Source organism: Pseudobacillus sp. FSL P4-0506, assembly GCF_038003025.1.
Lineage (GTDB): Bacteria > Bacillota > Bacilli > Bacillales > Domibacillaceae > Pseudobacillus.
In genome coordinates this window covers 1,180,769-1,193,728 of record NZ_JBBOOI010000001.1, presented here as the reverse complement: position 1 = coordinate 1,193,728, position 12,960 = coordinate 1,180,769, and the positions used below count along the sequence as shown (strand labels likewise).

At 44.6% G+C, this 12,960-nt stretch carries 14 protein-coding genes; all 14 read right to left on the bottom strand.

Features of this window, described 5'->3' with window-relative positions; genetic code table 11:
* Positions 1-3: 3 nt before the first annotated feature.
* The 14 genes from MKZ02_RS05745 to MKZ02_RS05680 all read right to left on the bottom strand — a co-directional run bounded on the left by MKZ02_RS05745 (position 4) and on the right by MKZ02_RS05680 (position 12,905).
* A complete protein-coding gene (locus MKZ02_RS05745; RefSeq protein ID WP_340852375.1) occupies positions 4-969 on the bottom strand; it encodes a gluconeogenesis factor YvcK family protein in 966 nt (321 codons plus the stop codon).
* Positions 966-1,859, bottom strand: coding sequence for an RNase adapter RapZ (gene rapZ, locus MKZ02_RS05740; protein WP_120034672.1), 894 nt, complete (start codon positions 1,857-1,859; stop codon positions 966-968). The genes MKZ02_RS05745 and rapZ overlap by 4 nt, the downstream gene beginning before the upstream one ends.
* A gap of 62 nt (positions 1,860-1,921) precedes the next feature.
* Positions 1,922-2,380, bottom strand: coding sequence for an NUDIX domain-containing protein (locus MKZ02_RS05735; protein WP_049664749.1), 459 nt, complete (start codon positions 2,378-2,380; stop codon positions 1,922-1,924).
* 391 nt (positions 2,381-2,771) lie between these two features.
* Positions 2,772-3,725, bottom strand: a complete 954-nt coding sequence (trxB, locus tag MKZ02_RS05730) for a thioredoxin-disulfide reductase (RefSeq protein WP_259455610.1) — start codon at positions 3,723-3,725, stop codon at positions 2,772-2,774.
* Positions 3,726-3,838: 113 nt separating this feature from the next.
* Positions 3,839-5,350, bottom strand: a complete 1,512-nt coding sequence (locus tag MKZ02_RS05725) for a tetratricopeptide repeat protein (protein WP_340852366.1) — start codon at positions 5,348-5,350, stop codon at positions 3,839-3,841.
* A gap of 239 nt (positions 5,351-5,589) precedes the next feature.
* Positions 5,590-6,228 carry a bifunctional phosphoribosyl-AMP cyclohydrolase/phosphoribosyl-ATP diphosphatase HisIE gene (gene hisIE / locus MKZ02_RS05720; protein WP_340852364.1) on the bottom strand — a complete coding sequence of 213 codons (639 nt, stop codon included), beginning with the start codon at positions 6,226-6,228 and terminating at the stop codon, positions 5,590-5,592.
* Complete coding sequence (gene hisF, locus MKZ02_RS05715; RefSeq protein WP_340852362.1) at positions 6,225-6,983, bottom strand: imidazole glycerol phosphate synthase subunit HisF; 759 nt, start codon at positions 6,981-6,983, stop codon at positions 6,225-6,227. Before hisF ends, hisIE begins: the two co-directional genes overlap by 4 nt.
* Positions 6,980-7,714: a 1-(5-phosphoribosyl)-5-[(5-phosphoribosylamino)methylideneamino]imidazole-4-carboxamide isomerase gene (gene hisA / locus MKZ02_RS05710; RefSeq protein WP_340852361.1), complete on the bottom strand. Its 735-nt coding sequence runs from the start codon at positions 7,712-7,714 to the stop codon at positions 6,980-6,982. The genes hisF and hisA overlap by 4 nt, the downstream gene beginning before the upstream one ends.
* Positions 7,711-8,343: an imidazole glycerol phosphate synthase subunit HisH gene (gene hisH, locus MKZ02_RS05705; RefSeq protein ID WP_340852359.1), complete on the bottom strand. Its 633-nt coding sequence runs from the start codon at positions 8,341-8,343 to the stop codon at positions 7,711-7,713. Before hisH ends, hisA begins: the two co-directional genes overlap by 4 nt.
* On the bottom strand, positions 8,344-8,934 hold the full coding sequence (gene hisB, locus MKZ02_RS05700) for an imidazoleglycerol-phosphate dehydratase HisB (RefSeq protein WP_340852358.1): 591 nt from the start codon (positions 8,932-8,934) through the stop codon (positions 8,344-8,346).
* A gap of 47 nt (positions 8,935-8,981) precedes the next feature.
* On the bottom strand, positions 8,982-10,250 hold the full coding sequence (gene hisD / locus MKZ02_RS05695) for a histidinol dehydrogenase (protein WP_340852357.1): 1,269 nt from the start codon (positions 10,248-10,250) through the stop codon (positions 8,982-8,984).
* Positions 10,251-10,255: 5 nt separating this feature from the next.
* The gene (gene hisG / locus MKZ02_RS05690) at positions 10,256-10,885 is read right to left on the bottom strand and encodes an ATP phosphoribosyltransferase (protein WP_120034687.1); all 630 of its coding nucleotides are present in this window, start codon (positions 10,883-10,885) and stop codon (positions 10,256-10,258) included.
* A gap of 5 nt (positions 10,886-10,890) precedes the next feature.
* Entirely contained in the window at positions 10,891-12,075 is a 1,185-nt protein-coding gene (locus MKZ02_RS05685) for an ATP phosphoribosyltransferase regulatory subunit (RefSeq protein WP_120034689.1), read from the bottom strand.
* 200 nt (positions 12,076-12,275) lie between these two features.
* A complete protein-coding gene (locus MKZ02_RS05680; protein WP_340852355.1) occupies positions 12,276-12,905 on the bottom strand; it encodes a LysE family translocator in 630 nt (209 codons plus the stop codon).
* Positions 12,906-12,960: the final 55 nt, after the last annotated feature.

Here is a 12,960-nt window from a genome sequence, read left to right as displayed (position 1 = left end):
CATTTATTTTTTATCCTCAATGAGCCGAAAAAGAATCTCAGAAACCTTATTTGTATCATGGCGAACCACGCCACCTTCACGAATCGCAATTTCATCAAAAATAACATTTAGGCCCAATGATTTTAATAAATCAACATCATAAAAGACTGGCCTTGCTCTTTCCTCTTTATATTTTTCCTGAATGTATTCCGGGATCGGGTCATTATTCACTAAAATGGTATCGATGAAGCGACAACTCATATGATCATAAATGGCTTTTACATGGTCACTTGCTGTGAAGTCAAGCGTTTCGCCGGCCTGGGTCATCAAATTGCAGATATAGACTTTTTTGGCAGGTGACTGGCATACTTCCTCGCCAATTTGCGGAACAAGCAAATTAGGCAAAATACTCGTATACAAGCTGCCTGGCCCGACAATAATTAGATCAGCCTCTCTGATCGCTCGGATCGTTTCAGGCAAAGGTTGGATATCCTCCGGTGATAAAAACACCCGCTTAATCCGCTTGCCGGAATAAGGAATTTTCGATTCCCCGGATACCACTGTGCCGTCGTCCATTTCTGCATGAAGCACAACGCTTTGATTGGCTGCTGGCAACACCTTACCACGAACATTTAACACTTTGCTCATTTCCTGCACCGCATGAACAAAATCACCAGTAATTGACGTTAACGCTGCAATCATCAAGTTGCCAAGCGAATGCCCCGATAATTCATTTTTCGTGCTAAAACGATGTTGAAACAATGTTTCTACAAGCGGTTCTACATCTGACAAAGCAGCTAACACATTGCGAATGTCCCCAGGAGGAGGGATATTCAGTTCATTCCTCAAACGTCCGGAGCTCCCCCCATCGTCAGCCACAGTGACAATCGCCGTTAAATCAACCGGATGCTTTTTTAGTCCGCGCAGAAGGACCGATAACCCGGTTCCGCCACCAATAATTACTACTTTCTTTTCTTGTTTTTGCCTCATGGCGCTTGAACCGTTCTTTTATTAATATCCCGGTGAGTAATCCGGGTTTGATAATCGCTGGCAAAGTAGTTTCCAATGTGTTCCGCTAAAGCGACCGAACGATGTTGGCCGCCGGTGCAGCCAATCGCAATAACGAGCTGTGACTTGCCTTCCATTTTATAATGAGGCAACATGAAAGAAAGCAGATCAATCACTTTCTCAAGAAATTTCTGTGTATCATTCCATTTCAGTACATAGCTGGATACATCCTCTTCAAGCCCGGTGCGCGGTCTAAGATGGTCCACATAATGCGGATTAGGTAAAAAGCGGACATCAAATACGAGATCTGCATCAATAGGTAGACCATATTTAAAACCGAAAGACATCACATTCACAGTGAAAACTGACTTCTTATTAAGTGAGAACTCACTTAAAATTTTCTCGCGTAAATCCTTGGGCTTCATGGCAGACGTATTATAGATAATATGCGCTCGTCCTTTTAAATCCTCCAAAAGGGCGCGTTCCTGCTGAATACCGTCGAGAGGAAGACCAGTCGGTGACAGCGGATGAGAGCGCCGCGTTTCTTTGTATCGGCGAACAAGCACAGAATCCTCTGCTTCTAAAAATAATAATTTAGGGGTAACAGAAGACATCTCAGCCGCTTCATCTAAGGCTTGAAAAAGATAATCAAAAAATTCCCGGCCACGCATATCCATTACGACTGCTACTTTGTTCATTTGATTGCCTGAGTCCTTCATCAGCTCTAAAAACTTGGGCAGCAAGGTCGGCGGTAAATTATCTACACAGTAAAAACCAAGATCTTCAAAGCTTTGGATAGCCACTGTTTTTCCCGCTCCGGACATACCGGTAATAATAACCAGCTGCATTTCGCTTCCCGCTTTATTGCTCATTCTCATTCCCCTCTCTCTTTTAGCGGTTATGCCAGCAATTTGCTCTGTACATATCTCTTTTATTAATTTGGATCAAGCCGGTAGGAAAGCAGCTTAAAATCAGGCGTATATGTAAAAGCCCCATAAATCACCCCAGTGCCATGTACCATGTATTCTAAAATGTGGCGATCACCTTCCGCCATCGGCAGTTCTTTTATTTTTTCAACCGGGTGCCATTCCAGCTGGCCTTCTTCGCATTCTTTAATCGATACGCCATCACTTTCCTGAGCAAAAAATGTAAACATCATCCACTCAGAAACAATATCGTCACCATCTTTAATAATAAATGTGAAAATGCCTTTTACAGCTGGCCGGCGTAAATAAATACCCGTCTCTTCTCTATATTCACGAATGACAGCATCGCGGATCGACTCCCCTGGCTCCATTTTCCCACCCGGAGCGACCCACCAGTTGCGACGAGGCTTTTGCAGAAGCAGTACTTTATCATCTTTTAACAACAAGCAGTTTGTTACACGTTGCACATTTCTTCACCTCCGGGTAAGTCCGGCTTCCAACAGAAACCGGGTAATCCGTCTCTTCTCTCATTCTTATTATTATACTATGTTCACTCCATTGATCTCAATGATGGGTTCCGCTAAGAAAACGTTTCCGCTCTAAAATCAGAAGATAATATAGAAAAGCTAGCCTTTTCTTCATAACAGAACCTTCTATTAAGCCGAGAACCTAAAAAAAGAGGGTGCTCCATACCGGCAATTCCAGCGGCTGCTTTCAGCCGCGGAAGTCAGTGCCGGTTATCGGAACAACCTCGTCAAAAGGGATATGATTAAATATAGGGGGTGTATCAGATTACTCAATTAATGTAACACATTTTTATTGCAGCTTCATTACGAGCCGATTAACAATCTGTTAAACTTACGCTTCTACCCCTAACTCTTCTTTCAATTCTTCCACAAAGTTTTGGGCCGCTTGAGCTGCGATGCTTCCATCCCCAGTTGCTGTTACGATCTGGCGGAGTGTTTTTTCACGCACATCACCTGCCGCGAAAATGCCAGGTATCTTTGTTTCCATTTTTTCGTTTGTCACGATATAGCCAGCATCATTAGTAATGCCTAAATTCAAAAACGGCTTTGAAAGCGGCAGCATACCTACATAGATAAACACACCATCAGCCGGAAATTTCTGCTCTTCGCCGTTCTCTGTAGACACGAGTGTGACGCTGCCGACTTTTCCGTCTTTTTCATTTATTTCCTTTACTGTATGATTCCAAATAAAATCCACTTTTTCGTTTTTGAATGCCCGATCTTGTAAAATCTTTTGGGCACGAAGCTCATCACGGCGATGAACAATCGTTACATTTTTAGCAAAGCGGGTTAAATATGTTCCTTCTTCAACGGCCGAGTCGCCGCCGCCAACAACAACAAGATCTTTCTCTTTGAAGAATGCACCATCACAAACCGCACAGTATGAGACGCCACGGCCTGTTAATTCTTTTTCACCAGGTACGCCGAGCTTTTTCCATTCGGCTCCTGTCGTAATAATTACTGAGCGGCCTTTAAAGTCTTTTGCGCCTGCTTTGATGATTTTATACTCTTTGCCGTCGACAATTTCCTTAATATCACCATACGCATATTCAGCGCCGAATTTTTTCGCATGGTCAAACATTTTCGTAGACAAATCCGGACCGAGAATATGGTCATACCCCGGATAATTTTCTACTTCCTCTGTGTTTGCCATCTGCCCTCCAGGCACGCCGCGCTCAATCATTAGCGTAGAAAGGTTCGCACGCGATGTATAGACAGCGGCTGTCATTCCTGCTGGTCCCGCGCCGATAATAATGACATCATAAATTTTATCTTCTGCTGCCAAAGCTAGCCACTCCTTTTCCTTCGGTACTATATAGATACCCTAAATCGTATAATTTATTCTCTTTCTATCCTAATCAATCTATGGACTTTCGTCTAATTTTCTGCTCATTATCATTATAATCGTTCACGCACGTACTTGATATACTTTTGCAATGTAGAAGCAGAGAGGTTATACTTTTCTGCCAGGCTTGTCTGTGATTCTTTCTCACCGCGAAGTTTGCGCCACATATACTCTGTGGCTGCTGCAAATGCTTCTTTATTTTTCAAGCGTGTCTGCTCCTCTGCTATTTCGCCAAAAACAGTGAACCAAAGCATAAATAAACCAGCTTCTTCTGTACCGATCGGCTGAAATTTCTTATAGAGAGTTAGAGCTGTGTCATGCGCCAGACTAATGCGAGCCTCTTCCTTTAGTTTGATATCCACCGACATGCCAAGCACATCCGCCAGGTAAATCTTCTCACGGAAAGCGAGTGATTCAATATCGCAAAAGTCAGGATGGCTCACTACTTTCTTTTGATCCTCTGTTATGGAAAGTAAAAAGATGCCGAAAAAACGCTCTTCTTCATATTCACTATTCAACCGCTTTACAATTGAAGCAGGCTGCTGCTCATGGCCAAGCTGCTCCGCCTTTTTACTCGCCCACGGCTCCTGTCCAGCCTTTTCCGGACTCATCTTCAATATATGCTTCCAGGCGTTTTCTGCTGCCTCTTGCCGGCCAGAAAAGTAAGCTGAGTGAGAGAGCCAATAATAAAAAGCCGGCTCGCCTTCAAAACCGCTTTTTTGAAGCTTTTTAAGCCATCGATAAGCATCTTCATACTGGCCGATCAGAGCAAATGTTACGCCGAGCTTAAATTGCTGCTCCGGCAAAAGCGGGTATGTCTTTCTTAGCAAATCCACCAGTTGTCTCAACAGACCGTATTGCTTTTCGTAAAAGAAAAAAACAGCTAGATTACATAGGGCATGTAAGTTCCCAGGGTTCTTCTCTAATACGCTTTCCAACACTCCATGGGCTTCTTCAATTTCCCCAAGATAGAAATGAGCAAGAGCCAGGTTGTTATGAGCGGGCCAAAAATCCGGATGCTTAGCAATCAATCCCTCCAAGCATTCTATTGCTTTCTCGAAACTGCCGCCCTCAAGCAGATAACGAGCCTCTTCCTGCAGAGCAATCAACTCATCCTGTTCATCCAACTCATCAAAACCTTCTTCACTGTCAAGCTCAATTAAATCGAGTAGTTCTTCGGCATCCTCTGTGAATTCCCCGGTTTCGTCCTGCTCCAAATATGCCTTGGCGTGCTTAAAAGCTTCTTTAAACAAGCCTAAGTGAGCATAATTATTAGCTAAAAAATAATGGCACTCACTGATCAGCGGATCTAGATCATCCAGCACAAAATGCAGCAAGCCATTTGATTGTTCAAAATTGCCGAGCTCCGTTTCTACAATCGCTAATTGGCAAGCGATCATTGGTTCCATCGGCTCTAAATCCATCGCGCGTGACAAATACTTCTTCGCTTTTGACAGCTCTCTCTTCCGCAGTGCTTTCAAGCCTTTTGTATAGTAATACTCACCTGTCGGCAAAAAAGAGATGACCTTTCCCTTTTCTTTCCGTAGCTTTGAGTGTTTTGTCATGTAAGTCCTCCGAGCATTGTTAATTAACCTATTGAGTATATCATAGATGTCAAAGCCTCGTTAATAAAGAAGAAAAGAAACAAAAATAAAAATAAGATGCAAGTACGGCATATAGACAGCGATACACGTCAGTCATTGTTCTATACACTTCGTTCATCCGCCTGTGTGGATTCTCATTTCACAAGAATAAAGCTGTCCTGAAGCCTATCTCCAAGGCTTCAGGACAGCTTTATTCGACTCTATTTGCCTCTCTTCTCTTCATGGCGCTTAGCAAGCACACCTAACACATCAGCAAGCTCTACCTTTTGCTCACGAAGAAGGACAAGCAGGTGATAGAGCAAATCAGCCGCTTCCCACTGCAGTTCATCCTTATCACGGTTCTTCGCCGCAATAATCACTTCGGCTGCTTCCTCTCCAACTTTTTTCAGGATCTTATCGACGCCTTTTTCAAACAAATAAGTCGTGTATGCTCCTTCCGGACGAGTTTGCTCCCTGTCAGCAATCACTTCCTCTAGTTTTTGCAAAATAGTATACGGCAGCATTTCCGTCTGTTCACCATATAAAGATTGCTCGAAACAGCTTGTTGTTCCAAGATGACAGGCAGGCCCTTCCGGCTTTACAAGTACGACGAGTGCATCCTGGTCGCAATCATATTTAATGTTCACAACCTTTTGGGTATGGCCGCTCGTTTCTCCTTTGTGCCACAGTTCTTGACGTGAACGGCTAAACAGCCATGTTTCGCCGCTGTCTATCGTCCGCTGCAAAGACTCTTTATTCATATAAGCAAGCGTTAGCACTTCATATGTAGTGGCATCCTGGATGATAGCAGGCACTAGCTCTTTCTCATCAAATCGAATCTCTTCCACGGTTACACTCATCGTATATTCACTCCCCGGTCTTTCAAAAAGTTTTTCACTTCGTTCACGCTTGTTTCCTTGTAATGGAAAATAGAAGCAGCTAACGCAGCATCTGCTACCCCTTCTGTGAACACTTCAAAAAAGTGTTTGGCATCTCCTGCCCCACCAGAAGCAATGACAGGGACGGAAACTGCTTCACTGACTGCTTTCGTCAGCGCAAGGTCGAATCCACGTTTTTCACCATCACTGTCCATGCTCGTCAGCAGAATTTCACCAGCTCCTCGCTCAACTGCTTCCCGAGCCCAGCTAATGACTTCTCGCTCAGTCGCCTGCCGGCCGCCATGCGTATAAACCCGCCATGAGCCAAGCTCATCGTCCCACTTAGCATCAATTGCGATAACTATACACTGTGTACCAAAGTAATCGGCACCGATTGTGATAAGTTCCGGATCAAGAACAGCTGCCGTGTTTAACGAAACCTTATCAGCCCCCGCACGCAAAATACGTTTCATGTCTTCAAGTGAATTAATGCCTCCGCCTACTGTAAAAGGAATGGCAAGCTGCGAAGCAACATCCTGAACAACTTCCACCATTGTCTTCCGGCCTTCGTGAGAAGCAGAAATATCAAGAAATACGAGCTCATCTGCCCCCTGTTCATCATACACTTTCGCCAGCTCCACCGGGTCACCGGCATCGCGTAATTCAACAAACTGAATACCTTTCACAACACGGCCGTCTTTCACATCGAGACATGGAATAATCCGTTTCGTGATCATTGGCCTCTTGCCTCCTTTAGCGCTTCGCGAACAGTAAATTGGCCGGTATAAATAGCTTTTCCTACAATCGCTCCGCTGACACCCTCTTGCTCAAAGCGTTTAATTTCCCTTAAATCTTGGAGCGAGCTGACGCCTCCGGAAGCAATCACACGTTTACCAGTTTTCCGGGCAAGCTCGGCTACCGCTTGGATATTGGGTCCAGAGAGCATTCCATCAGTGGCGATATCTGTGAAAATGAAGGTTTCTGCTCCGGCTGTTGCCAGCTCCTTGCCAAGATCTACCGCCTTTAAAGAAGACGTTTCAATCCAGCCATGCGTGGCAACGAATCCGTCCTTTGCATCAAGACCGATAGCGATCTTGTCACCAAACCTATTGAGCCATTGTTTAACAAGCTCCGTCTCTGAAACAGCAAGACTGCCAATAATGACCCGATCAACCCCATTTTCTAAATAATGGCGAATATCTTCTTCTGTACGAATGCCTCCGCCAATCTGCACTTTCGCCTCAAGCTTTTGTGCTGCTTCAATCACAAACTGGTCATTGATCCGCCTGCCGTCTTTCGCTCCGTCCAGATCAACCATGTGAATCCATTCTGCGCCTTCTTCCACGAATGATTTCGCCATATCAAAAGGAGAATCACCATACACGGTTTCCTGACTGTAGTCGCCTTGCTTTAGACGGACACACTTGCCGCCGTGCATATCAATAGCCGGGTAGATGGTAAAGCTCATATAATCGCCTCCGATTGCTCCATTGCTTTTGTAAAATTCGTTAATAGCTGCATGCCGACCCGGCTGCTTTTCTCAGGGTGAAATTGCATGCCGAACACATTGTTATTCCCAACAACAGCAGGAATTTCTACGCTATAGACGGTGCTGGCAAGCAGCGATTCTCTATCCATCCCGTCCACATAATAAGAGTGTACAAAATAGACAAAGCCTTCTTCCACACCGTGAAGTACAGGCGACTCTAGATGAAAAGCAAGCTGATTCCATCCCATATGCGGAACTTTTACTTTGTCACCGCTGTCAACCGGAATACGTACCACACTCCCTCTTAACAATCCGAGGCCCTGTGTCCGGCCGTTTTCTTCACTTTCCTGAAACAATAGCTGCATGCCGAGACAAATACCTAAAAGCGGACGGCCACTTTCTACATATGTATGCAAAAAGCTATCGAGTTTTTTTTCTTTCAATAAAGACATAGCATCTCTGAAAGAACCAACTCCCGGCAGAATCAATCCTTTCGTTTCATTCAGTTCTTCCGGCGACTCACTAATAATATAAGGCACACCTATCCTCTCAAGCGCTTTACTGACGCTGAACAAGTTGCCCATTCCGTAATCAACGATGCCGATCATTTACAACATTCCTTTCGTCGATGGCACGCCTTTAACGCGCGGGTCCACGATTGTTGCTTCATCGAGCGCCCGGGCGAGTGCTTTAAAGACCGCTTCAATCATATGATGTGTGTTGCTGCCGTAATGAATGATGACATGAAGGTTCATTCGTGCCTCTAAAGCAAGCTTCCAGAGAAATTCGCGGACAAGTTCCGTATCAAATGTGCCGACCTTTTGCGCCGGAAACTCTCCGCGCATCTCAAAATGCGGACGGTTGCTTAAATCAACAACCACTTGGGCAAGCGTCTCATCCATAGGAACAAATGCATTTCCATAACGTTTAATTCCTTTTTTGTCACCAAGGGCTTCTTTCAAAGCAAGCCCAAGACAAATACCAATATCCTCTGTTGTATGATGATCGTCTATCTCCACATCTCCGTCGGCTCTGACTGTTAAATCAAATTGGCCATGCTTTGTGAACAAATCAAGCATATGATCCATGAACGGCACGCCCGTCTGAATATCTGCCTGGCCCTCACCATCGATAGAAAAAGCAAGCTGTATTTTGGTTTCATTCGTGTTGCGGGTTAATTCTGACGTCCGGTTACTCAACTGGGCCACTCCTTCTTCTGCTAGTTTTGCTATATCTTTTGTTTACTTTATTTTTCTTTGCGTGCCTCTACAGCTCGGGCATGAGCTTCTAGTCCCTCTAAGCGGGCAAAAGCAGCTATTTTATCAACATTCTCATTGAAAGCTTTCTCGCTATACATAATTAAACTCGATTTCTTCATAAAATCATCCACATTGAGCGGTGAAGAAAAACGGGCAGTTCCGTTTGTTGGCAAGACATGATTAGGGCCTGCAAAATAATCGCCAATAGGCTCAGAACTGAAGCGACCAATAAAAATGGCCCCAGCATGGCGAATGCTTTTCACGACATCCAGCGCGTTCTCTGTCATGATTTCTAAGTGTTCCGGCGCCAGCTGGTTCACTACGCTTATCGCCTCCTTCATATCTTTTGCGACATAAATGGCTCCATAGTTTTCAATAGATTCCCGGGCAATTTCTTCCCTTGGAAGGCCCGAAAGCTGTCGTTCAACTTCTGCTGCCGTCTCTTCAGCGAGCTTCCATGAAGGTGTAACCAACACGCTGCTTGCACGCGGATCATGCTCTGCTTGAGACAATAAATCTGCCGCAATTTCTGCTGGCCTTGCACTTTCATCAGCGAGAACGGCAATCTCACTCGGTCCGGCAATCATATCAATATCCACATCACCAAACACTTCACGCTTCGCCAATGCTACATAAATATTGCCGGGACCAGTGATCTTATCGACTGGACGGATTGATTCAGTTCCATAAGCGAGTGCAGCCACTGCCTGAGCACCGCCAACTTTATAAATTTCTTCTACTCCCGCAATATCAGCAGCTATGAGAACTCCTGCTGGCAAACGGCCATCAGGACCAGGAGGCGAGACCATCACAATCCGCTTCACTCCGGCAACCTTTGCAGGCAGAACGTTCATGAGCACAGAGGATGGGTAGGCAGCCGTTCCCCCTGGTACATATACACCAGCGGAGTCAAGCGGTGTCAGCATTTGGCCAAGCATTGTCCCATTCTGATCTGTATAAGTCCACGTTTCCCTCAGCTGCTTTTGATGAAACGTAAAAATATTGTCAGCCGCCTCTTTGATCACTTGTGTGATCTCCTCAGGAAACTCGTTATAGGCTTCATCAATTTCACCGCGCGTGACCCTCATGATGTTCAGTTCTGCTCCGTCAAATTGCTTCGTGTAGGCTAACAGCGCAGCGTCTCCCTCTGCACGGACTGTTTGAATAATTCTTTGTACAGCGGTACGCTGTTCATTCGTTCCATTATCCACAGAACGCTTTAACGATAATTCTTGTGTGATATTTTGGATCTTCATCTCTTTCACACTGCCTTTTCTGCAATAATTTCTGACAGCCGGCTGACAAGCTGGCTAATTTCCTTACCCTTTAAACGATAACTGGCTGGATTAACAATTAGCCGGGAAGTAATATCTACAATTGTTTCATATTCAACAAGCCCATTTTCTCTTAAAGTCCGGCCGGTCGATACGATATCAACAATCCGATCTGCAAGCCCAATCATTGGAGCAAGCTCAATAGAACCGTTTAATTTGATAATTTCAACTTGCTCCCCTTTTCCGCGAAAATAAGAAGAAGCGACGTTTGGATACTTCGTTGCCACTTTAGGAGCTACTTCATCCACAGAAGTATCAGGCAAACCAGCCACAGCCAGGTAGCATGGACTGATCTTTAAATCGATCAGCTCATACACATCTCTTTCCTCTTCAAGGAGCACATCTTTGCCCGCAATTCCGAGATCTGCGACACCATATTCGACATATGTTGCCACATCCATTGGTTTCGCTAAAAAAAAGCGTAAATGCTCTTCCGGCACTTCAATAATTAGCTTGCGTGATTCATCGAGATCCGGAGGCAGCTGATAGCCTGACTCACGGAGCAGTTCAGCTGCCTCTTCAAAAATTCGTCCTTTGGGCATCGCAATTGTTAACATGGCGATCAGAACTCCCTTCCGCTTGTTGCTTTTCCTACGAAGAAGGAGACACTCTTGCATGCTTCTGTAAACCGGTCTACATCTTCTACGCCGGCTACATCCTGCAAAAGCACCGCTTCTCCTGCTTCACGACGTTTTCTTGCCTCTTGAATAGCTTCTACTCGGCGCTCATTGCTGAATAAGATGCAATGTACTTTTTCTTCCTCTTCCAGCTGTTCAAGAGCGCCAAGCAATACATCAACACGAAGTCCGAATCCTGTAGCACTGGCTGGCTGGCCGAACTTTTCGAGCAAATGATCATAACGGCCTCCGTTGCCCGCCGATGTTCCGGCTCCATCAACGTAAACTTCAAACACTAACCCTGTATAATAGCTCATATGGCTGACGAGCGGTAAATCGAATTGTATATACTCCGCTACACCATATTCTTGCAATCTTTCATATAAACCGCGCAATTCAGCAATCGCCTCGCTACCTGCCCCGCCCTCAATTAGATCAGCCGCCCCTTCAAGACAGTTCAGTTCCCCTGTTAAATCTAGAAAACGCAGAAGGCGCTGCTGGTCAATGGAAGAAAGCGGGAGACTTTTTACATGTTCACAGTAGCCGACATAATTTTTTTCGTATAAAAAACGGCGTAGATGTTCAACCCGCTCTTCTGTACCAAGAATTTGGCGGAACAGCTCATCCGTAAAGCGAATGTGGCCGAGAGAAATTTGAAAACGCTCCATACCAGTTTTCTTTAGGATAGATACAAGCAGTGCAATAAGCTCTGCATCGGCGCTCACCGTCTGGTCACCAATCACTTCTACACCAATCTGCTCAAATTCAGCTGCTCTTCCTCCCTCACGCTGCTGTGCTCGGTAGACGCTCGCTGAGTAGGCGAGCCGCAACGGCACACGTTCCTTCAATAACTTTGAGGCCGCCACTCGCGCAATCGGCGTTGTCATATCGGGACGCAGCACAAGAGTATTTCCTTGCTGATCAAGCAATTTAAACAACTGGCGATCCAAAATAGCAGAGGCTTCTCCTACGGTCTCATGATATTCCAAAGCAGGTGTTTCAATGAATCGATATCCCCAGCTTCTCATCTCTGTTTCCGCTGTTTCTTTTAGCTTTCGCTTCGTTTCATATATATGAGGGAGCGTGTCACGCATCCCGACAGGTTTTTCAAACATTAACAGCTTCGACATGGTCTATCACCCGATCATCTGTAGATTTCACGCAGCATGCTTTAGTTCGCTAATATGCTAACATGATGAAGTAATTACAAGTAGTTTAACGTTTCTGACAATTTCCGTCAAGAGAAATAAATACGCCATTCCCTTTAACTTTCCCTTTAAAATAAAAAAGCTGAAGTGATCCTATTAGGATTGGATCACTTCAGCCTTTCTTATGCAGGGGCCTTTTCAAAAGCAAGCTTTAAACCAAAGCCTACAAGCACAGCGCCCGATACTCCCTGAATGACTTTTTGAGTGGATTGTTTCTGCATAAACCCACTTATTTGATCTATGAGCAAAATGAAAAAAAGAGAGTATAGAAAAGTTAGGGCTGTATAAATAAAACCCAACAGAAGAAAGGGAACAAAGCTGTGCACATGCGGCTCTACAAATTGGGGTAAAAATGTTAAGAAAAATACAGCCACTTTAGGATTTAACAAATCGGTTAAAAACCCTTGTCGAAAGAAATTTTCGTCTGCCGCTTGGTAGCTTTCACTTAGAGCAGGGGCCTTTAATTTATTATCTCTGACGGATAAAAAGGCTCTCACACCTAAGTAAATGAGATAGGCAGCACCTACAAATTTGAATATTGAAAATAAATAAGCGGAACTGGCAATAATAGCAGATAATCCAATGATTGCTATTAATGTGTGAACTAACAGCGCCAAACAGATCCCTAAAATGGTTCTTAACCCTCCTTTCCTCCCTTCTCTTAACGTATTTCTCGTTAAAATTACGTTATCAGGTCCCGGAAGAATAACCAAAAAGAAAGACATAATCATAAAAGTAACGATATTTATCATAACTTCACATCCTTTTATTTCGAAATTTTATCATAGAAAGCAAATATTTTAGAAG